At 37.2% G+C, this 20,244-nt stretch carries 18 protein-coding genes; 10 read left to right on the top strand and 8 right to left on the bottom strand.

Features of this window, described 5'->3' with window-relative positions; all coding sequences use genetic code 11:
• Positions 1-224 precede the first annotated feature (224 nt).
• The 5 genes from NBC122_RS05125 to NBC122_RS05105 all read left to right on the top strand — a co-directional run bounded on the left by NBC122_RS05125 (position 225) and on the right by NBC122_RS05105 (position 4,813).
• A complete protein-coding gene (locus tag NBC122_RS05125) occupies positions 225-1,691 on the top strand; it encodes a DUF5687 family protein (protein WP_133439343.1) in 1,467 nt (488 codons plus the stop codon).
• Positions 1,692-1,718: 27 nt separating this feature from the next.
• Positions 1,719-2,432 (top strand): ABC transporter ATP-binding protein, encoded by a 714-nt coding sequence (locus NBC122_RS05120; protein ID WP_133439342.1) that lies wholly within the window; start codon positions 1,719-1,721, stop codon positions 2,430-2,432.
• A gap of 147 nt (positions 2,433-2,579) precedes the next feature.
• Positions 2,580-3,146: an RNA polymerase sigma factor gene (locus NBC122_RS05115; protein ID WP_133439341.1), complete on the top strand. Its 567-nt coding sequence runs from the start codon at positions 2,580-2,582 to the stop codon at positions 3,144-3,146.
• On the top strand, positions 3,127-3,741 hold the full coding sequence (locus NBC122_RS05110; RefSeq protein WP_133439340.1) for a hypothetical protein: 615 nt from the start codon (positions 3,127-3,129) through the stop codon (positions 3,739-3,741). The genes NBC122_RS05115 and NBC122_RS05110 overlap by 20 nt, the downstream gene beginning before the upstream one ends.
• 31 nt (positions 3,742-3,772) lie before the next feature.
• Positions 3,773-4,813, top strand: coding sequence for an outer membrane beta-barrel protein (locus NBC122_RS05105; protein WP_133439339.1), 1,041 nt, complete (start codon positions 3,773-3,775; stop codon positions 4,811-4,813).
• A 593-nt stretch (positions 4,814-5,406) separates the two neighbouring features.
• On the opposite strand, the gene fumC is transcribed toward NBC122_RS05105, so the two are convergent.
• Positions 5,407-6,789 carry a class II fumarate hydratase gene (gene fumC, locus NBC122_RS05100; RefSeq protein ID WP_133439338.1) on the bottom strand — a complete coding sequence of 461 codons (1,383 nt, stop codon included), beginning with the start codon at positions 6,787-6,789 and terminating at the stop codon, positions 5,407-5,409.
• A 400-nt stretch (positions 6,790-7,189) separates the two neighbouring features.
• Entirely contained in the window at positions 7,190-8,347 is a 1,158-nt protein-coding gene (locus NBC122_RS05095; protein WP_133439337.1) for an ATP-binding protein, read from the bottom strand.
• Positions 8,348-8,593: 246 nt separating this feature from the next.
• Here NBC122_RS05095 and NBC122_RS05090 point away from each other — a divergent pair, with 246 nt between their 5' ends.
• The 5 genes from NBC122_RS05090 (at position 8,594) to NBC122_RS05070 (ending at position 14,682) form a co-directional block, all read left to right on the top strand.
• Entirely contained in the window at positions 8,594-10,201 is a 1,608-nt protein-coding gene (locus NBC122_RS05090) for a fumarate hydratase (RefSeq protein WP_133439336.1), read from the top strand.
• A gap of 91 nt (positions 10,202-10,292) precedes the next feature.
• Positions 10,293-10,571, top strand: coding sequence for a hypothetical protein (locus NBC122_RS05085; protein WP_133439335.1), 279 nt, complete (start codon positions 10,293-10,295; stop codon positions 10,569-10,571).
• 453 nt (positions 10,572-11,024) lie between these two features.
• Positions 11,025-12,113: a peptide chain release factor 1 gene (gene prfA / locus NBC122_RS05080; RefSeq protein ID WP_133439334.1), complete on the top strand. Its 1,089-nt coding sequence runs from the start codon at positions 11,025-11,027 to the stop codon at positions 12,111-12,113.
• A gap of 192 nt (positions 12,114-12,305) precedes the next feature.
• A complete protein-coding gene (gene scpA, locus NBC122_RS05075; protein ID WP_133439333.1) occupies positions 12,306-14,426 on the top strand; it encodes a methylmalonyl-CoA mutase in 2,121 nt (706 codons plus the stop codon).
• A gap of 4 nt (positions 14,427-14,430) precedes the next feature.
• Positions 14,431-14,682 carry a hypothetical protein gene (locus NBC122_RS05070; RefSeq protein ID WP_133439332.1) on the top strand — a complete coding sequence of 84 codons (252 nt, stop codon included), beginning with the start codon at positions 14,431-14,433 and terminating at the stop codon, positions 14,680-14,682.
• Between the two features lie 270 nt (positions 14,683-14,952).
• On the opposite strand, the gene NBC122_RS05065 is transcribed toward NBC122_RS05070, so the two are convergent.
• The 6 genes from NBC122_RS05065 to sufB all read right to left on the bottom strand — a co-directional run bounded on the left by NBC122_RS05065 (position 14,953) and on the right by sufB (position 20,237).
• Positions 14,953-15,459 carry a hypothetical protein gene (locus NBC122_RS05065; RefSeq protein WP_133439331.1) on the bottom strand — a complete coding sequence of 169 codons (507 nt, stop codon included), beginning with the start codon at positions 15,457-15,459 and terminating at the stop codon, positions 14,953-14,955.
• 33 nt (positions 15,460-15,492) lie between these two features.
• Complete coding sequence (locus NBC122_RS05060) at positions 15,493-15,882, bottom strand: hypothetical protein (RefSeq protein ID WP_133439330.1); 390 nt, start codon at positions 15,880-15,882, stop codon at positions 15,493-15,495.
• Between the two features lie 234 nt (positions 15,883-16,116).
• The gene (gene sufD / locus NBC122_RS05055; RefSeq protein WP_133439329.1) at positions 16,117-17,436 is read right to left on the bottom strand and encodes a Fe-S cluster assembly protein SufD; all 1,320 of its coding nucleotides are present in this window, start codon (positions 17,434-17,436) and stop codon (positions 16,117-16,119) included.
• A gap of 52 nt (positions 17,437-17,488) precedes the next feature.
• Positions 17,489-17,749: a four helix bundle protein gene (locus NBC122_RS05050; RefSeq protein WP_317127522.1), complete on the bottom strand. Its 261-nt coding sequence runs from the start codon at positions 17,747-17,749 to the stop codon at positions 17,489-17,491.
• A gap of 172 nt (positions 17,750-17,921) precedes the next feature.
• On the bottom strand, positions 17,922-18,665 hold the full coding sequence (sufC, locus tag NBC122_RS05045) for a Fe-S cluster assembly ATPase SufC (RefSeq protein ID WP_133439328.1): 744 nt from the start codon (positions 18,663-18,665) through the stop codon (positions 17,922-17,924).
• Between the two features lie 120 nt (positions 18,666-18,785).
• Positions 18,786-20,237, bottom strand: coding sequence for a Fe-S cluster assembly protein SufB (sufB, locus tag NBC122_RS05040; protein WP_133439327.1), 1,452 nt, complete (start codon positions 20,235-20,237; stop codon positions 18,786-18,788).
• Positions 20,238-20,244 lie beyond the last annotated feature (7 nt).

The following is a 20,244-nucleotide window of genomic DNA, read 5'->3' as shown; positions in this document are numbered from 1 at the left end:
CTTTACTGTTTTTCGCTATCTATCTTCTTTTATTTTTAAAAATTAAAAGAAAGACAGTTAAAGAAACTTCTAAGTTTAAAGTACAAAGTCCTGATGATCTAGGTGAACTTTTCCAATTGTACTTAACCCTTACGATTCTTGCTGGTTTCATAATTTATTTTATTTTTCGCTAATTTATCTGTAACATTTTCCTTATTTTTAGACTTATCCTAAAAAGTAAGACTATGTACTGGAGACTTCTACAACTTGAATTCAAAAATTTTATACGGAATCCACAATTCGGCGCCAATCTCGCAATGAAAATTCTGATGTTTTTCGGAATGGCCTATTTCAGCGCCATATTCGCAGCATTGCCTTTTATACTTTATTTCTTTGCCAAGAAAAAATTACATGCAGATCCGATTCTTCTCTTCAGCAAATACTTTATTTATTATTGGGCGTTTGATTTATTAATAAGGTATTTCATGCAGCAGATGCCGACGCAGAACATCAAACCTTTTCTAACTTTAGGAATTACCAAGAAAAAACTGGTAAATTATACCCTGTTGAAAATCCTATTTAATTTCTTCAACTGGGGAAATCTTTTATTTCTTCTTCCCTTCGCCGGCTTGCTGATTTTCGATGGCGGTTTCGCTGCCATTCATGTCATTCTGTTTACCATCGGAATTTTTGCGATTTTCTATTTTAATAATTTTTTAAATATTCTATTAAATGGAAAAAATGCCGTGGTGATTTCAGTTTTCGGATTAATGGCCATTTTCGGAGTTTTAGAATACTATAAAATCATTGAACTTTCTCAATATTCTCAGAAAATATTTTATAGTTTTTATCAATATCCGGGCGCTTTTTTACTTCCCGTGATTTTGGCAATTTTAGTTGCATATCTCGCTTATCAGGAAATTTATAAAAACTTTTATTTAGACAAAGGGCTTGAGTTAAAAGTCGCCGAAGGAAAAACCGAAAACATCGCTTTTCTTAACCGTTACGGCGTGATGGGAACTTTCATTAATAATGATATTCGTTTATTAAAGAGAAGCAAAGCCGCAAAATCTGCTGTAATAATGAGCATCTTCTTTTTATTTTACGGGTTATTGACTTTCTCAAAAGGCTACGAAAACAGTTTCATGCAGTTATTTACCGGAATCTTTGTAACAGGCGGATTTATGCTCATGTTCGGTCAGCGCGTGCCAAGTTGGGACAGTTCTTATTATCCGCTGATGATGACGCAAAACGTTCCTTACAAACAGTATTTAAAAGCAAAATGGGCTTTGATCGTCATGGCAATTTTCATTTCCATTATATTGTCTTCGGCTTATCTTTTGATCAGCTGGGAATTTTACCTTACCGTTCTTGCAGCAGGATTGTACAATCTGGGAGTGAATTCTTACATCACTTTATTGGCGGGAGCTTTTAATAAAAAACCAATCGACCTGAATTCTAAAGCGAAATCTTTCGGCGCCGGCGGAAATAATTTCAATATGAAAATTATGCTGCTCCTCCTTCCACAGATGATTTTACCAATGGGCGTTTTTGCGGTTGCCAAATATTTCTTCGGAATTTATCCGGCGGTTGGAAGTTTGGCCATTTTGGGAATTATCGGTTTTATTTTGAGAGATAAAGTCTTTGACATTATTGTTAAAGTGTACAAAACCGAGAAATATTCAACGCTCGAGGCTTTTAAAAAAGTTTAAATTCTACTAATTATTAATATTCATACCATGATTTCAATTCAAAATATATCTAAAGTTTACGGCAACAAAAAAGTTCTTCACATCGAAAACCTCGAAATTCCGAAAGGCGAAAGTTTTGGTTTGGTCGGTAATAACGGTGCCGGAAAAACAACGCTTTTCAGTCTTTTACTCGATTTAATTCAGCCTACGACAGGGTTTATAGAGATCGACGGCCATAAAGTCAATGAAAATGAAAACTGGAAAAAGAAAGTTTCTGCTTTTATTGACGACACTTTTTTGATCGGCTACTTAACTCCCGAAGAATATTTTTATTTTCTGGGCGAGCTTCGCGGACAAAACAAAGCCAGCGTTGATGAATTTCTAAAACAGTTTTCGGATTTTTTCAATGGTGAAATTTTAAATGCTAAAAAATACGTGCGGGATCTCTCCAAAGGAAACCAGAAAAAAGTCGGAATTATCGGTGCGCTGATTGGCACGCCGGAAATCATTGTTCTCGATGAACCTTTTGCCAATCTGGATCCTTCCACGCAAATCAAGCTTAAAAAATTAATCAAAGACTGGTCTCAGAAAGAACAGGTAACTTTTCTAATTTCCAGCCACGATTTGGCGCATACAACGGAAGTCAGCAACAGAATTGTTTTGTTAGACAAAGGTCAGATGATCAAAGATATTATCACGGCACCGGAAACTTTGCAGGAACTGGAAGATTTTTTCACCAGTCCGGTGGAAGTTTTTATCTAAATTCGCAGAGACCTCCATTTTCCCTTACCGGAAAATGGATTTTTTTTCAATTCATTATCAAGCACTTATAATTTAAACTAAGAGAAATAATTATTTTCTGTAACCTTTTCAATATTTTTTTGTCTTTAAAGTAGAAATAAAATAAGTATGAAGATTTTGTTCAATCATAAAAAAGATGATTTGTTGAGCCGCCTGAAAAAGCAGGATCCGGTTGCGCAGAAAATCTTCTATGAACAGAATGTAAAGAGATTCTTAAGCATCGGCAAAAGTTACGTAACCGATCTGTACCAAGCGGAAGATTGCGTCATCAAAGGATTTTGTAAAATCTTTAAAAGCATCGACAGTTTCCGCGGCGAAGGCAATCTTGAAGGTTGGGCCAGAAGAATTGTAGTCAACGAATGTTTAAATTTCATTAAAAGCCACAAAACGGTTTTTTATATTGATGACATCAATCCCGCTTTTCTGGAGGATTTTCAGGACGAGATCGCAGACTCTGATTTTAATGCGCAGGAACTTTTGGACCAACTTCCCGATGCGTACCGAATGGTTTTCAATCTCTATGTTTTAGAAGATTGCTCGCATCAGGGGATTTCCGAAATACTTAACATTTCTGTTTCAGTGAGCAAAACGCAACTCTTTCGGGCAAAAGAGAAACTCCGAAAAATCTACTTTCAGCAACAGAAAAACTTGAAAAATGAATACCTCGAAATATAATATCGAACAGCAGATTAAAAAACAAATCGACGAACGGGAAATTACTCCATCGAGAGATTTGTGGGCAGAAATTGAAGTTCAAAAAGCCAGTAAAAAGCCTGCCAATGCAAGAATGAACTGGTTTTTAGCGGCGGCATGTCTGGCTTTAATTTTAAGTTTGGGAATTATCCTGATCTCTAATAATGATGAAGTTCCCCAACCGCAAATGGCAGAAACAAAAACTCAACCTGAGAATATACGGGCGGAAAAAAATCTTAAAACGGAATCTTCTTTCCTTGCCGAAAAAACCGAAACGCTCTCTACAGAAAATAAGGTTGCAGTTTCTACTCCGGAAGCAAAATTTGCTAGATCAGAAATTACTGCAAAAAAAAGCGAAGCTCCATTAATAAAGGAAAAACAGGAACAGATTATTTCTGGAATCACCCAAATTCAAATTTCCAGCAGTATTGCGAAAATAGATTCTGCAAAAATTCCGGTTAAGAGAAAGAAATTTGTAGATCCGTCGACCTTACTTTTCTCTGTGGAACACAAAGACGTTATCGAAAATTCCAAAGATGGAAGCAATGTGGCGACGATTGACCTCAACTCTAAATAATTCAATATAAACTTTAAAAAAAATTAATAAGATGATCAAGAAAATTATCATGATGGGATTGCTGTGCCTTTTTTCAACCTCCCAGATGTATGCACAAAAATCATTAAAAATCAACTTGCCTTCCAAAAAAGAATCCGAGATAAGCCCTATCGTAAAGGAAAAAGTTGAAGAATATGCTTTAAAAATAAACGCCATTATTCAGGAAGAAAAAGTATTAATGGAAGCAGAACTTAAAGTTCTTCAGGATAAAAACCTCGACAAAACTGAATTTAGCCTCCAAAAAACAGCAATTGCTGACCGTTTTTCAGAAAAAATAGACCGCAGAATCGAAGCTTTAGGATTTGATCTGGATTCGGTAATCCAAAAGCAGGTGCGATTTTCACTGCTTAATTCCGACACCACTTCCGATGCTGAACTAAAAGCCAATTTGCTGAAAAAATACAGTGCAACAAGAAATGTCTCAGGATATTTTATTTACGGAGTGATGACGCTTACCAATAATTTACCCGACAATGATCTGGATAAAAACATTGGCTACAACAGTAATCTGGAAGTAGGATTAAAACTCAATCATCAGTTTAGCAGAACGAGTCCGTGGGGTTTAATTTCGGGAATAGGTTTGTCCTGGAGAACAGTTCGTCTGGAAAATAATATGATTTTTGCAAAAGACGGCAACCAGGGTGTTTATGTAGAAAATTATCCCGGAAACACAGATAAAAGTAAATTGAGAACAGCTTATCTAATGGTTCCGTTTGGCTTACAATACAATTTTTCGAAACTGAAAAATGCAGGAATGGATATTCAATACAGAAGTTATTCTGACGGTTTCAGAATTGCGGCAAATGTTTACGGCGGTGTACAGATGTCAACCAATAATATTGTACGTGGAAATCGGGATGATTATAGAAACAGATCAAATTATCAGGTGAATCCTTTTGTTTATGGTGGCCAGCTTACTTTCTCCTATAACAGCATCAGCGTTTTCGTCAAGCGGGATTTCAGCAATTATTTCAAAGACCAATATTTCAAAAACGACAAAGCTTTAATCATTGGCTTGGGCATTGGCTTATAAAATTTCATTCACATTCATATCAACAAAGAATTCCGAGCGATTTGCCCGGAATTTTTATTTTAAAATGGATGTGGAAAATTGCTTTTGCACTGGAATAAATTCGGATCAGTTTCAAAACTTGGGGACTAGGCAAAAATTTTGAATAATCTGAAAATGATACAGTCCTTAGTCAGCAATCGGATTTCTGTGCGGGAGCTAAAAAGACATTGGAACTTCGCAAACTATACCCATTTCTCCACAAAACCAAAGTGCACCCATCCCCATACCAACCCCTGGCTTATGCTGACTGTATGCTGACTCTTATCATGGTTTCAGGAGGTGAATATCGGTATTCGGAGAATAATTGAAGGTCTGGCTCCTCTTTATTGCCTGGTTGAATCAGCAGGAATTTAAAAATTAACATTCTTCAAAAATAAATATTTCTATCTTTCTCTCCAAGTTTTAGACTTGATCCATAAATTCCAGTGTTGTAATATCGGTCGTTCCTCTGGAACTCTTATCACATTTTAATCATGTTAAGAAAACTTTAATTGATCTTTTCAACCTTTTATCTATAGTCTATAATCCATCAGTCTATTATCTATCCGTCTATTTTAAACCATATCTTCCGGTTTCACCCATTCATCAAACTGTTCAGCAGTCAGAAGTCCTAAATTGATCGCTTCTTCCTTCAAAGTTGTTCCGTTTTTGTGAGCGGTTTTTGCAATTTTTGCGGCATTTTCATATCCGATATGCGTATTTAAAGCAGTGACTAGCATTAATGATTTCTCTACCAGTTCTTTGATTCTCGGTTCATTCGGTTCAATTCCAATGGCACAGTGGTCGTTGAAAGAAATACAGGCATCGCCCAACAATTGTGCGGATTGCAGAAAATTATACGCCATCACCGGTTTGAAAACATTGAGTTCGAAATTCCCCTGCGTTCCCGCAAAAGAAATCGTGGTATCATTTCCTAAAACCTGCGCGCAAACCATCGTCATTGCTTCATTCTGCGTCGGATTTACTTTCCCCGGCATAATCGACGAACCCGGTTCGTTTTCCGGAATGTGAATTTCGCCAATCCCACTTCTCGGCCCGGAAGCCAAAAACCGAATATCCTGCGCTATTTTGTAAAGTGCTACTGCAAGCTGTTTCAGCGCGCCGTGACTTTCTACAACCGCATCGTGAGCAGCCAACGCTTCAAATTTATTCGGAGCCGTCTCAAACGGAAGTCCTGTAAATTCGGAAATATATTTCGCGACCAAAATATCGTAACCTTTTGGCGTGTTCAAGCCAGTTCCAACTGCAGTTCCGCCCAAAGCAATTTCCTGCAAATGTTCGAACGTATTGGTAATCGCTTTCATCGCATAATCTAACTGCGCCACATAACCTGAAAACTCCTGACCGAGCGTCAAAGGAGTTGCGTCCATCAAATGCGTTCTGCCGATTTTTACAATGCTTTTGAAATTCTCTTCTTTTTCGTGCAGAGTATTTCTTAGTTTTTCAACTGCCGGCAAAGTATGTTCCACCACTTTCTTATACGCTGCAATATGCATCGCTGTGGGGAAAGTATCGTTTGAACTCTGGGATTTATTTACATCATCGTTGGGATGAATTTCAGATTTTTCTCCTAAAGTTCCGCCATTATTTACATGAGCTCTATTAGATATCACTTCGTTCACATTCATATTCGACTGCGTTCCGGAGCCGGTTTGCCAAATCACCAGCGGAAACTGATCGTTTAGTTGACCTTCTAGAATTTCATCACAAACCTTCGCAATCATATCTCTTTTTTCAATAGAAAGTACGCCCAATTCGGCATTCGTGTAAGCGGCAGCTTTTTTCAGATATGCAAATGCTTCAATAATTTCATGCGGCATCGAAGCTTCCGGACCGATTTTAAAATTGTTTCTGGAACGCTCGGTTTGCGCGCCCCAAAACTTATCTGCAGGCACCTGCACATCGCCCATGGTGTCTTTTTCTGTTCTGTAATTCATTGCTTTATTTTTTTAGGAGCAACAGTATTTTCTCTGTTTTTCAAGTTCAGTCCCGCTTTCCACTATATCTTTTATTCCACTGCGTTTCATAAAAGGATGCCGTTGCAATCGGGGCTATTTATTCAATTTCGCTTTTTTTCCAAAGGATTGAAAATCCGGCTCTTTAAAATTAAACAATTATAAATCATCCAACGATTTATAACCATTTTAAATATCAATCAAAAGGACAGATTAAATTTATTAAAAGGTAATATTCCTACATTTGAATAACCCCCCTACATCAATTTTGAATTTACATCGCTTTTATTTTGAATTTACATAAACTATAATCTTATTAAACAATTAGTTATAATTTATAATCACAAATTTATTTTGAATTTACATAACTTTTATTTTGAATTTACATAAAATTATTTCTCCAGGAAATAATCTCGATATTGTTTTTTTTTATCGAAGTTTCGCCTCCATAAATCAACCATTTCTCATCGATCTTCAAAGGAAAAGTTTTCGAAAAATAATGCAGTCCCGAAAACAACTTATCGCTAATTGTTTTGGTGGATTTTATTTCTGCAATTTTCAAATTGCCTTTTCCTTCACTTATCAAATCAACTTCGTTTCCATTACTGTCTCTCCAAAACCAAAAATTCTGCAGCGAATAATGGTGTGCATTTTCTTTTTGCAGATCTGCAATGATGAAATTTTCAAAAATATTTCCCATCATTCTGTTTTCGGAGAATTTCGTGGCATCTGGAATGTTCAGAAGATAACATAATAATCCCGTGTCGTAAAAATACAATTTCGGACTTTTGATAATTCTTTTATTGAAGTTTTCATAATACGGTTCCAACAAAAAAATAACAAAACTGCCTTCCAAAATCGAAAGCCAGGATTTTGCCGTTGGCTGAGAAATCCCACAGTCTTTTGCCAATGCACTCAAGTTCAAAATTTGTCCTGCTCTTCCAGCACAAAGCCGTAGAAATCTCCGAAAAGTCATTAAATCCCGAATATTCAAAAGCTCGCTCAAATCTCTTTGAATATAGGTTTCAATATAATTTTGATAAAAAATATCAGAAGGAATTTCGCGGTCGAAAAGGGCAGGATAAAACCCTTTGGTAATTAAAGTTTCAAAATGGGTTGGCAACAGATCCGCCGCAGAAAGCTCCTGATTATCAAAGGGAAAAAGTTTAAACATCGCAACTCTTCCCGCCAGACTTTGGGTAATATTCTGCAAAAGATGAAAATTCTGAGAGCCCGACAGAATATATTGTCCTTGAATTTTGTCGTTATCAACTTTGGTTTGTAAAAAAGAAAAAAGTTTCGGCGTGCGCTGCACTTCATCAAAAATTATTTTATCTGAATATTTTTCCAGAAAAGAATTAGGGTCTGCTTCCGCAATCGTTCGAATGTCAGGATTCTCAAGAGAAATATATTGATATTCAGGAAAAGCAGATTTCAAAAGAGTGGTTTTTCCCGACTGTCTGGGCCCATTTACGGCAATTATAGGAAACAGTTGAATGTATTTTCTTATCGTGTCTTCCAATGTTCTTTTTACAATCATAGCCTCATTACTTACCTACAAAGATAATCTTAATTTTGAATTTACATAGCTTCTATTTTGAATATACATAACTTTAACAACTGATTAATAATAGGTTATAATTTTTATCATCTTTTTACTTTGAATTTACATAAGTTTTAGTTTGAATAATAAATCAAAAAATATCAACCTGATAATAATCCTGAAAATGCGGTTTCGTGGCAAGTCTAAAATTCCTTAATTTTACACTTCAAAAAAAATTAAAAAATGGAATTCCACTACCAAGAACCTTATCCGATCTTAAAAGACGATACCCAATATAAAAAACTCACCTCCGAATATGTAACCGTGGAACAGCTCGGCGACAGAGACATTTTAAATATCGATCCAAAAGGATTAGAACTTCTTGCAGAAAATGCTTTGGCAGACGTTTCTTTTATGTTGCGTTCTGCACATTTACAAAAACTGAGAAACATTATTGAAGATCCTGAAGCAACTGATAACGACCGTTTTGTGGCCTACAATCTTTTACAGAATGCTGCAGTCGCGATTGAAGGAGCACTGCCTTCTTGCCAGGACACAGGGACCGCAATCTGTGTGGCGAAAAAAGGCGAAAACGTTTACACCGGAACTGATGACGCGGAATGGATTTCAAAAGGAATTTACAATACCTATCAGGAAAGAAACTTGAGATATTCCCAAATCGTTCCTTTAACAATGTTTGAGGAAAAGAATTCCGGCTCTAATCTTCCCGCTCAAATCGACATTTATGCCGAAACTGGAAACGAGTACAAGTTTTTATTTTTAGCAAAAGGCGGCGGCTCAGCAAATAAAACTTTTCTCTATCAGAAAACGAAATCTTTGCTCAATGAAAATTCTTTGGATGCTTTTGTCCGTGAAAGAATTATGGATCTGGGAACTGCGGCTTGCCCGCCATACCATTTGGCTTTGGTGATTGGCGGAACTTCTGCAGAAGCCAATTTAGCAGCAGTGAAAAAAGCGAGCGCCGGATATTACGATCATCTTCCAACTGAAGGAAATATGGGCGGACAGGCATTTCGTGATTTGGAATGGGAAAAAAGAGTTCAGAAAATCTGCCAGGAAAGTTCCATCGGAGCACAGTTTGGCGGAAAATACTTAACCCACGATGTTCGGGTGATACGACTTCCCCGTCACGCAGCATCCTGTCCCGTTGGAATGGGCGTTTCCTGTTCTGCCGACAGAAACATCAAAGGAAAAATCACCAAAGACGGAATCTTTCTGGAACAGCTGGAAACCAACCCAAAACGTTTTTTACCGGAAACAGCACCACACCTGGAAGCAGCCGTAAACATCGATCTAAACCAGCCAATGCCGGACATCTTAGCGGAACTATCAAAATATCCAATTAAAACGCGGCTAAGTCTCAACGGGACTTTAATCGTTGCCCGGGATATCGCTCATGCAAAAATCAAAGAATTGTTAGACAGCGGAAAACCGATGCCGGACTATTTCAAAAACCACCCGATTTATTACGCAGGTCCGGCAAAAACCCCAACGGGAATGGCTTCAGGAAGTTTCGGTCCCACCACCGCCGGCAGAATGGATGTTTATGTAGACGAATTCCAATCTCATGGAGGAAGTATGATTATGCTCGCCAAAGGAAACCGAAGTAAAGAAGTTACCGACGCCTGTCACAAATATGGCGGATTTTACCTGGGATCGATTGGCGGACCGGCAGCAATCTTAGCAAAAGAAAACATTACCTCCGTAGAAGTTGTTGATTTTGAAGAGCTTGGAATGGAAGCTGTGCGGAAAATTGAAATTAAGAATTTCCCGGCTTTCATTATTTCGGATGACAAAGGAAATGACTTCTTCGAATCAATCGCCCATTAAGTAAATTTATAATCAATTAAAATAACAAAAATCAGGATAAATTTTTTGTCCACATCAAAATTTATCCTATTTTTGCCTAAAATCTATTACAATGATCCTGTTATCATCATTTTGGCCTTTCTACCAGTTCCTTTGGACCATATATTTCGTATGTATGTTCTTGATTGGGTTCTGGTGTATTTTTATGTTTTTTGGATATATCATTCCACTTTGGCTTACTGTCGGATTGGCAGAATATTTTGGAAAAACAAAACCTTTTGATCCAGAAGAAGTAAGAAGAAAAATCATGACCGAGCAGGAAGGAGTAGAACTTCTTTACAGCAACCCAAAAGGGCGCGGTCCATTTCTTCACACCGACGGTCATCACTAGTTGATGTCATTGCTTTCCCTCATTAATTCTGGAAAAGCAATCACAAAGCAAAATCATATATAACAATCAGTTTCTATTTTTAGGAACTGATTTTTTTGTGCGGCTCCACTCTCGCAGAGAGCTGTCATTTGAATTATCGAAGGACGCGGTGTTTTTTTAAGGAGCTACAAAACTCCGTTGTTTTACAAGACCCCACCCGTTTTCCGCTGTATCTTTTACTCCACTTCGTTACGCAAAAGGATGCCGCTGCAACCGAGGCTACAACAACTTGCAGTTCTTATTTCCACAGGCAGAATCAACGTTGCCCTCCTCCAGAAAGGGATTTAAAATGAGAATCCCAGCTGCAAGACGATTGATTAAAAACATCCATTTCTTCAGCAGTCCTATTTAGGAAACCTGCTCTTTCTACTTGGCTCATTTTTCTTTATCTTTGCACACTACAAAAATCCCAAAATGTCAAAGTCACTTATACCGAAACTCGAAGCCATAAAACAACGCTATAACGAAGTTGCAGACCTTATCATCCAGCCGGAAATCATTTCTGACCAGAAAAAATACTCCACGCTGAATAAAGAATACAGCGACCTGGGGAAAATTGTTGCTGTTTTCGACCAATACATGCAGGCTTTGAACACGATTGAAGAATCCGACGAAATCATCGCCGACGGTTCAGATAAAGAGTTTGTCGAAATGGCAAAAGTAGAAAAATACGAAATGCTCGATAAAATCCCAGGATTGGAAGAACAGTTAAAAGTTCTTTTGATCCCAAAAGATCCGACCGATGACAAAAACGTTATCGTCGAATTAAGAGCCGGTACTGGTGGCGATGAAGCGGCAATTTTTGTAGAAGATGTCTATCGCGCCTACGCCATGTATTTCAAATCAAAAGGCTGGAAACATGAAATAACCGATTTCAGCGAAGCTTCAAAAGGCTACAAGGAATTGATTTTAAGAGTTGAAGGAAATGACGGCGTTTATGGCATCATGAAATTCGAATCCGGCGTTCACCGGGTTCAGCGCGTTCCTGAAACAGAATCGCAAGGAAGAGTTCACACCTCGGCAATTACCGTAGCCGTTTTACCGGAAGCAGAAGAAATTGACTTTGAACTAAATCCGGCAGACATCGAAATGCAGACTTCGAGATCTGGTGGTGCAGGTGGGCAAAACGTAAATAAAGTAGAAACAAAAGTTCAGTTGACGCACAAACCTTCCGGAATGGTCGTGGTTTGTCAGCAGGCACGTTCCCAGTTGGCTAACCGTGAACTGGCAATGGAAATGCTTCGAACAAAACTATACGATATCGAATTACAAAAAGCAGTTGGCGACGTTGCCGCCCAAAGAAAATCTATGGTTTCTACTGGTGACCGTTCGGCAAAAATTAAAACCTATAATTATTCCCAAGGAAGAGTTACCGATCACAGAATCAACAAGTCAATGTACAACCTTGATGCATATATGAACGGTGATATCCAGGAAATGATCGATGCCGTGATTATGGCGGAAAATGCAGAGAAAATGAAAGGCGAGGAGGATAATTATTAATATAATCCTTAAACAGGTTCAACATATTTATAAAACTTTCAGATTTTTCTGGAAGTTTTTTTTAATAAATCTTTGGTCGCTGCGTTATTGAATTCGTGAATGCACAAAAATCAACAGTTAAATTGCGATATTTTTTCTGCCATAAAAATTTCTTAAAAAACCGTAACTTTACTTCCTCTAAAGCCAAGAACAATGCGCCAAAAAATACAAAACACAAATCCAGACTTTTCCATAAAACCGGAACAAACAGTTCCCTATTTTTTCGAAAAAGACGGTTTGGAAATGAAATCCTCTTACACCGAAAAAGATTCAAAAACTTTAACAGAAAAACAATATTCTGCAGGAGTTGCACCTTATTTGAGAGGACCATATTCAACCATGTATGTTCAAAAACCTTGGACGATTCGGCAATATGCAGGATTTTCGACGGCGGAAGAATCCAATGCTTTTTATAGAAGAAATTTAAAAGCTGGACAAAAAGGTTTATCTGTTGCATTCGATTTGGCAACGCATCGTGGCTACGATTCCGATCATCCGAGAGTGGAAGGTGATGTCGGAAAAGCTGGCGTTGCGATTGATTCCATCGAAGACATGAAGATTTTATTTAATGAGATTCCTTTGGATGAAATCTCGGTTTCTATGACGATGAACGGCGCCGTTTTACCGGTATTGGCATTTTACATTGTGGCGGCAGAAGAACAGGGAGTTTCACAAGAAAAGTTATCAGGAACCATTCAGAATGACATTCTAAAAGAATTCATGGTTCGGAATACCTATATTTATCCACCGACTCCTTCCATGAAAATCATTGCTGATATTTTTGAATATACGGCTAAAAACATTCCGAAATTTAATTCCATTTCCATTTCGGGTTATCACATGCAGGAAGCTGGTGCGACGCCGGTATTGGAAATGGCGTACACTTTAGCCGACGGTTTAGAATATGTAAGAACCGGAATGAAAGCCGGAATGAAAGTCGATGATTTCGCTCCCCGTTTATCTTTTTTCTGGGCAGTTGGAATGAATCATTTTATGGAAATTGCCAAAATGCGGGCAGCGCGCTTTATCTGGGCAAATTTATTAACGCAATTCAATCCGCAGAATCCCAAATCTTTAGCCTTAAGAACCCATTCGCAAACTTCGGGTTGGAGTTTAACAGAACAGGAACCTTTCAATAATATTACCAGAACGGCTATTGAAGCTTTGTCTGCAGCACTAGGCGGAACGCAATCTTTGCATACGAATGCCTTGGATGAAGCGATCGCTTTGCCAACCGATTATTCCGCAAAAATTGCCAGAAATACCCAAATCATTCTACAACAGGAAAGTGGAATCTGCGATGTCGTCGATCCAATGGGCGGAAGTCACCTGGTAGAAAGTTTGACTCAACAAATGATTGATGAAGCTATGAAATTCATCGATGAAGTTGAATTGGAAGGCGGAATGACCAAAGCCATAGAAGCCGGAATTCCGAAAATGAGAATCGAAGAAGCTGCTGCAAAAAAACAAGCGAAAATCGACAGTGGCGAAGAATTTATCATTGGGGTAAATTCCTTTAAATCCACTCAAAAACAAATGGATTTAGAAATATTGGATATCGATAATTCCGAAGTTCGAAGAAAACAGATTGAAAGATTGCATCAAATCAAGAACGATCGAAATCCCGAAGCGGTTGCAGAAGTTTTAAATCAATTAAAAGAAGCTGCAAAATCCGGCGACGGAAATTTACTTGAAATCTGCATTGAAGCGGCAAGAAGAAGAGTAACTTTGGGAGAAATGAGCGACGCTATGGAAGAAAGTTTCGGACGTTACAAAGCCAATATCAGAACCATACAAGGAGTTTACGCCATGAATGCAAGCAAAAATGAATACTTCGGTAAAGCACTTTCTTTAGCGGAAAAGTTTGAAGAAAACGAAGGACGAAGACCGCGAATTATGGTCGTGAAAATGGGACAGGACGGTCATGACCGTGGTGCAAAAGTAGTGGCAACAGCATTCGCCGATATGGGATTCGACGTTGATGTGGCACCATTATTCCAAACACCGGAAGAAGTGGCAAAACAGGCGGTAGAAAATGACATTCATATTTTGGGCGTTTCCTCTTTGGCGGCCGGCCATAAATTTCTTGTTCCGCAGGTTGTGGCAGAATTGAAAAAGCTCGGTGCAGATGACATTACCATCGTTGTTGGAGGCGTAATTCCTAAACAGGATTATGAATTTCTTTATGAAAATGGCGCTGATTATATCTTTGGTCCGGGAACGAATTTACCGAAATCGGCGTGTGAGATTTTGGAAGGATTTTTAAAAAGTTAGAAATATGAAAACTGCATTACATCAAAATTTATCTGACAAAATAAAAGATATTCCTGATTATTTATTAGAGGAATTATCAGATTATATTGATTTTCTTTTATTTAAAAAAGAAAAAGATTGGGCCGAAAATCTTTCTGAAGAAGAAACGAACAGTATTAATAAAGGAATAGAAGATCTTAAAATGGGAAGAACTCATTCGCACGAATCCGTAATGGAGGAAATGGAACACTACATCAAGTCGTGTAAAAATGAATAAGATTGTCTGGTCCGATTCTGCCAAAATAAATTTTAGAAATACGATTGATTATCTATTTGAAAAATAGACATTTAAAGAGGTTATAAACTTTAAAAATAAAGTTGAAATACTAACAGAAAACATTTCTAAAAACAGTTCTTTTTGCCCTAAATCTAAAATTAATAATTTGAGGAAATGCAAAATAGACCGGAATAATTCTTTAATTTATTTTGCTGAAAATAAAGTAATTTATATTGTAACTATTGTCAACAGCAGATCTTTTCATCAATATTAAAGAGAATTAATTAAATTTTCAACTTCAATTTTCTTGTCGAAATATTTCTTTTGTAAATCCGAATTCTCTCCCATTCTTTTGTAATATTCCAAAGCTTTTTCGCCGAAGAATTTTTTATGAAAATCAGAAACATCGGGAACTAGTGGAAATTCTTTATGAAAGAGCATTTCGTAATACGACTGAAATTCTCTTTCGTTTTTATCTTCTACTAAAGTTTCCTGCGCTTTCTGACGAACGTGCAACATTTCATGGGCAACCATGTTTGCAACTAAATTCAGATCGAAATCAAAAAGGTTTCGGGGAATCATCACCATTTGTTTTTCGCCGAGAACTCCTTCTGTGGTCAACAACATTTTATCAGGTTCCAACTCTGGCCGGAAACCGAAACCTGCAAAGTTTTCGCTTTCTAATCCGAAGAAATTAATGAGAAATTGTGCAGCATCGAAAATCTGATCATGCTGTTTGTAAGCGTTGAGATGGTCTTTGACATGTTCTAAATTCATTTTTTCAAATCAATTGTTGTAAAACATTATTGATTATTTTGGTGATTCATTGATTGTTAGCATATCGCTTTCGGCTGAATAAACTTTGTCCAATTTTGTCCATGCTACGTAATATTTAAAGGATTTACCATCTCTGGAACAAGCTACAATATATGTGTTTCTATCAATCTCATTATAATAAAATTCTCCACAACCTGTAATGCGATCTGCAACAAGTAATTTTGATATTGATAAAAACTTTTCATCTGCAGTATCTTTCCAATGAGAAAAATACTCTTGTCCATCAAAAATTAAAGTTGGTTTCATTTTCTCTACTAATGATTTTTCACCTTTCTGTTTTTGTTCCGAGCGGAAGATATTATTGGAAATTACTATTAGCATCACAATACCAAAAGCTATCCATAAAAATTTATTTTTTTCCATAATTTATATTTAAATTCAAAACTACAAAAAGCGACTGAAATCCAGTCGCTTTTTATTTATCATATAATCAAATTTTAATTCTAAATCCCAGTTGCGACCCGACTTGAGTGGAGCTCTTTTTAATTGTTGGCTGAGCGAAGCAGAAGCCGATAATTAAAAAAGCGGGAACGGAAGGCGGAAAAGTCGCCAAAAAAAAATAAAAAATTAACTTTCGACGTAGTCAAATTTGTCGCCCTAATAAATATCTTCAAACTCCATATCCACTTCTAATTTCTCTGCCAAAAGTTTGGAAATTTTAACTCTAAGTGGTTCAATATCGATATTTTCCATTGCGTCATTCGCAAAGGCGAACAATAACATTGCCTGCGCTTCTTTTTTGGAAATTCCACGGGCACGAAGGTAAAACAAAGCGTCTTCATTCAATTGACCGACTGTACAACCGTGAGAACATTTCACATCATCTGCGAAAATTTCGAGTTGTGGTTTGGTGTCAACCGATGCTCCTTCATCCAACAGAATATTATTGTTTTGCTGATAAGCATTGGTTTTCTGCGCGATTTTATCTACAAAAACTTTACCGTTGAAAACCCCGTGAGATTTGCCTTTGTAAATTCCTTTGTAGTTTTGGTAGCTCTCGCAATGTGGCGTTTTGTGATGAACTGCGGTATGATGATCCACCAATTGCTCGCCATCGATGATCGTAATTCCGTTCATAAACGAGTTGATATTTTCACCGTTATGAATGAAATCCAAGTTGTTACGCACTAATTTTCCTCCGAAAGAGAAAGTGTTCACCGTCGTTAAACTGTCACGTTCCTGTTTGGCGAAAGTGTGATCCATCATGTACGAAGTGTCGCTGTCATTCTGCACTTTATGCCAATCTGCTTTTGCATTTTGGTACGTAAAAATTTCAGTCACAGAATTGGTAAAAACGTAAGTTTCATCGAAATTATGGTGGCTTTCGATGACTTCGATTTTAGAGCCTTCTTCAGCAATCAATAGATTCCGGGTGTTGTAAACTGTGTTTTCTTCCTGGTTCTGAGAAATATAGAAAACGTGAATCGGTTTTTCGATGACCACATTTTTTGGGACTTTTAAGAAAAATCCTTGCTTGCAATAAGCAGTATTCAAATTCGTAAACGCTAAATTTTGATCAGCGATTGTATTGAAATACTGATCGAAAACGTCTTTATGTTTTGGATCGTTGAGTGCATAATTGAACGAAAGCAACTCTACATTTTCAATGGTAATTTTGGACAGTTCTTTATGCAACTTTCCATTAATGAAGACAATCCAGTCGAAGTTTTCTTCGCCCAAATGCAGTTCCTCAATCTGTTCTTTGGAAATCGTATGTGCTTCTGTAGGGAAGAAATTATAATTTTTCTCGGTGATTTCCCGTAAGTTCGTGTATTTATATTCCTCGTCTTTTTTAGTGGGAAAACCGTAATGAAAGAACTTTTTGAGTGCTTCATTCCGGGTCTCATCCAGAAAACGGTGTTGAAGCGTTTCTAAAAAAGCAGTGTGGTTATTCTGTATATTTTCTAATAGAGCCATTATTTATATTTGATATTTGAAGTTTGATATTTGAAATTCTTATGCTCAAACATCATTCATTTTCTTTATTCCTATTAAATTTATTGCCTTTATGTTCCGAATTTTTAAGATAAGTAATAAATCCTGACAGCATTTTCGACATGTTAGCTGCTTCATCTTTAAGAGCTAAAAAAGTACTTTCATCCAGATAATTCCGATCAAATGCCCTTATTAACTGAGAACGGACTTCTCCTACAGACCCTTTCGACATGGTAAGGAAATTTACAAATTCTCTGTTTCCCTCCCTTTCGAAACCTTCAGCAATATTATCCATCACAGAAGCAGAAGACCGATCGATTTGATTTTGATCATGTTTTTGAAATTTGATATTTTTAAGACCATGCCTGTCTATATTTTGACAAAAAATCCTTGATTTTTCCAAATTTCCAGATCTTCGAAGTTTTTATCGTTCGCATAATATCAAATTTCAAACATCAAATTTCAAATTAATTAAGCAGCCAATCGTACCCTTTTTCTTCCAATTCTAAAGCAAGAGATTTATCACCGGTTTTGATGATTTTTCCGTCAGCTAAAACGTGTACAAAATCGGGTTGAATATAATCTAAAAGTCTTTGGTAATGAGTGATTAAGAGAACCGCATTTCCTTCACTTCTGAAAGAGTTTACGCCGTCTGCAACGATTCTTAAGGCATCAATATCCAATCCGGAATCGGTTTCATCCAGAATCGCTAATTTCGGATTCAACATCATCATTTGGAAGATTTCGTTTCTTTTTTTCTCGCCACCGGAAAAACCTTCGTTGAGTGAACGGGCCAGAAAATCTCTTTTGATATTTAATTTCTCAGAATTTTCTTTAACCAAAGCCAACATTTCTTTCGCCGGCATCGCTTCTAAACCTTTTGCTTTTCGGTTTTCGTTGATGGCCGCTTTGATAAAGTTGGTCACGGTAACTCCCGGAATTTCTACCGGATATTGGAACGAAAGGAAAATTCCTTCGTGCGCTCTTTCTTCAGGCGCATCTTCGATGATATCTTTACCTTCGAAAAGAATTTCACCATCGGTAACTTCATATTCCTCTTTCCCTGCAATAACTGAGGCTAAAGTAGATTTTCCTGCTCCATTGGGTCCCATAATAGCGTGTACTTCGCCGGGATTGATTTGTAGATTGATTCCTTTTAAGATTTCTGCTCCGTCCTGGATTCTCGCGTGTAAGTTGTTAATTTTTAACATAATATGAAATGAGGTAATTAGATAATTTAAAAGTTAATTACTTCCTGTTTTTTTACTGTTATGATATATAATTTCTTTAAAAAAAGTTTTGAAATGAAAGTTCAAATGGAAAGATCATTTTTACCCAACACTTCCTTCTAAAGAAATTTCTAATAATTTTTGGGCTTCAATCGCAAATTCCATCGGTAGCTTATTCAAAACTTCTTTTCCGAAACCGTTGACGATCAATGCAATTGCTTTTTCGGTGCTGATTCCTCTCTGATTGCAATAGAAAATTTGGTCTTCACCTATTTTTGAAGTCGTCGCTTCGTGCTCGAGTTGAGCGGTCGGATTTTTTACTTCGATATAAGGGAAAGTATGTGCGCCACATTCATTGCCCATTAAAAGAGAATCACATTGCGAAAAGTTACGTGCTCCTTTTGCAGAAGGCATCATTTTCACTAATCCTCTATAAGAGTTGTTTGATTTTCCTGCGGAAATTCCTTTAGAAATAATCGTTGATTTGGTATTTTTCCCGATGTGGATCATCTTGGTTCCGGTATCTGCATACTGGTGATGATTGGTTACCGCAATTGAATAAAATTCTCCAACAGAATTATCTCCTTTTAAAATACAGCTCGGATATTTCCAGGTTACAGCAGAACCGGTTTCAACCTGCGTCCAGGAAATTTTTGCGTTTTTCTCACAAATTCCCCGTTTGGTTACGAAATTGAAAACGCCACCTTTACCTTCTGAATCTCCGGGATACCAGTTTTGAACGGTAGAATATTTAATTTCTGCATCATCCATTGCGATTAACTCTACGACCGCCGCATGCAGCTGATTTTCATCTCTTGCAGGTGCAGTACAGCCTTCAAGGTAAGAAACATAGCTCCCTTCATCAGCGATTAACAAAGTTCTTTCAAACTGACCGCTTCCGGATTTATTAATTCTGAAATAAGTGGAAAGTTCCATCGGACATTTCACGCCTTTTGGAATATAGCAGAAGCTTCCGTCTGAAAATACGGCTGAGTTTAAAGCTGCATAGTAGTTATCCCCTCTTGGAACTACCTTTCCGATATATTTACGCACCAATTCCGGATAATCTCTGATGGCTTCAGAAATAGCGCAGAAAATAATTCCTTTATCTTTTAAAGTTTTTTGAAATGTAGTTTTTACAGAAACTGAGTCAATCACAATATCCATTGCAACCCCTGAAAGTCTTTTCTGTTCCTCAATATTGATTCCTAATTTTTCAAAGGTTTTCAGTAATTCCGGATCTACTTCATCTAAACTGGCTAATTCCGGTTTTACTGTTGGCGCCGCATAATAACGAATGGCTTGGAAATCTGGCTTTTCATAAGTCACATTTGCCCATTCCGGCTCCTCCATTTTCAGCCACATTCTGTAAGATTCCAGACGCCACTCGGTCATCCATTCTGGTTCTTCTTTTTTCGCAGAAATCATTCTTACGATTTCTTCAGATAAACCGGTCGGAAAATCGTCATATTCTATATCCGTGGTAAACCCGTATTCATATTTTTGATTTTCAAGATCGACCCTAAGATCGTCTTCCGTATATTTTGTTGCCATTTTTTAT

Source organism: Chryseobacterium salivictor, from assembly GCF_004359195.1.
Lineage (GTDB): Bacteria > Bacteroidota > Bacteroidia > Flavobacteriales > Weeksellaceae > Kaistella > Kaistella salivictor.
The sequence above is the reverse complement of the archived record's forward strand: the minus strand, read 5'-3'. Positions and strand labels throughout refer to the sequence as shown.

Excerpts from the sequence above, each read along its gene's own strand:
- NBC122_RS05125 (WP_133439343.1), top strand. The coding sequence starts at position 225 with ATGTACTGGAGACTTCTACAACTTGAATTCAAAAATTTTATACGGAAT.
- NBC122_RS05120 (WP_133439342.1), top strand. The coding sequence starts at position 1,719 with ATGATTTCAATTCAAAATATATCTAAAGTTTACGGCAACAAAAAAGTT.
- NBC122_RS05115 (WP_133439341.1), top strand. The coding sequence starts at position 2,580 with ATGAAGATTTTGTTCAATCATAAAAAAGATGATTTGTTGAGCCGCCTG.
- NBC122_RS05110 (WP_133439340.1), top strand. The coding sequence starts at position 3,127 with ATGAATACCTCGAAATATAATATCGAACAGCAGATTAAAAAACAAATC.
- NBC122_RS05105 (WP_133439339.1), top strand. The coding sequence starts at position 3,773 with ATGATCAAGAAAATTATCATGATGGGATTGCTGTGCCTTTTTTCAACC.
- fumC (WP_133439338.1), bottom strand. The coding sequence starts at position 6,789 with ATGAATTACAGAACAGAAAAAGACACCATGGGCGATGTGCAGGTGCCT.
- NBC122_RS05095 (WP_133439337.1), bottom strand. The coding sequence starts at position 8,347 with ATGATTGTAAAAAGAACATTGGAAGACACGATAAGAAAATACATTCAA.
- NBC122_RS05090 (WP_133439336.1), top strand. The coding sequence starts at position 8,594 with ATGGAATTCCACTACCAAGAACCTTATCCGATCTTAAAAGACGATACC.
- NBC122_RS05085 (WP_133439335.1), top strand. The coding sequence starts at position 10,293 with ATGATCCTGTTATCATCATTTTGGCCTTTCTACCAGTTCCTTTGGACC.
- prfA (WP_133439334.1), top strand. The coding sequence starts at position 11,025 with ATGTCAAAGTCACTTATACCGAAACTCGAAGCCATAAAACAACGCTAT.
- scpA (WP_133439333.1), top strand. The coding sequence starts at position 12,306 with ATGCGCCAAAAAATACAAAACACAAATCCAGACTTTTCCATAAAACCG.
- NBC122_RS05070 (WP_133439332.1), top strand. The coding sequence starts at position 14,431 with ATGAAAACTGCATTACATCAAAATTTATCTGACAAAATAAAAGATATT.
- NBC122_RS05065 (WP_133439331.1), bottom strand. The coding sequence starts at position 15,459 with ATGAATTTAGAACATGTCAAAGACCATCTCAACGCTTACAAACAGCAT.
- NBC122_RS05060 (WP_133439330.1), bottom strand. The coding sequence starts at position 15,882 with ATGGAAAAAAATAAATTTTTATGGATAGCTTTTGGTATTGTGATGCTA.
- sufD (WP_133439329.1), bottom strand. The coding sequence starts at position 17,436 with ATGGCTCTATTAGAAAATATACAGAATAACCACACTGCTTTTTTAGAA.
- NBC122_RS05050 (WP_317127522.1), bottom strand. The coding sequence starts at position 17,749 with ATGGATAATATTGCTGAAGGTTTCGAAAGGGAGGGAAACAGAGAATTT.
- sufC (WP_133439328.1), bottom strand. The coding sequence starts at position 18,665 with ATGTTAAAAATTAACAACTTACACGCGAGAATCCAGGACGGAGCAGAA.
- sufB (WP_133439327.1), bottom strand. The coding sequence starts at position 20,237 with ATGGCAACAAAATATACGGAAGACGATCTTAGGGTCGATCTTGAAAAT.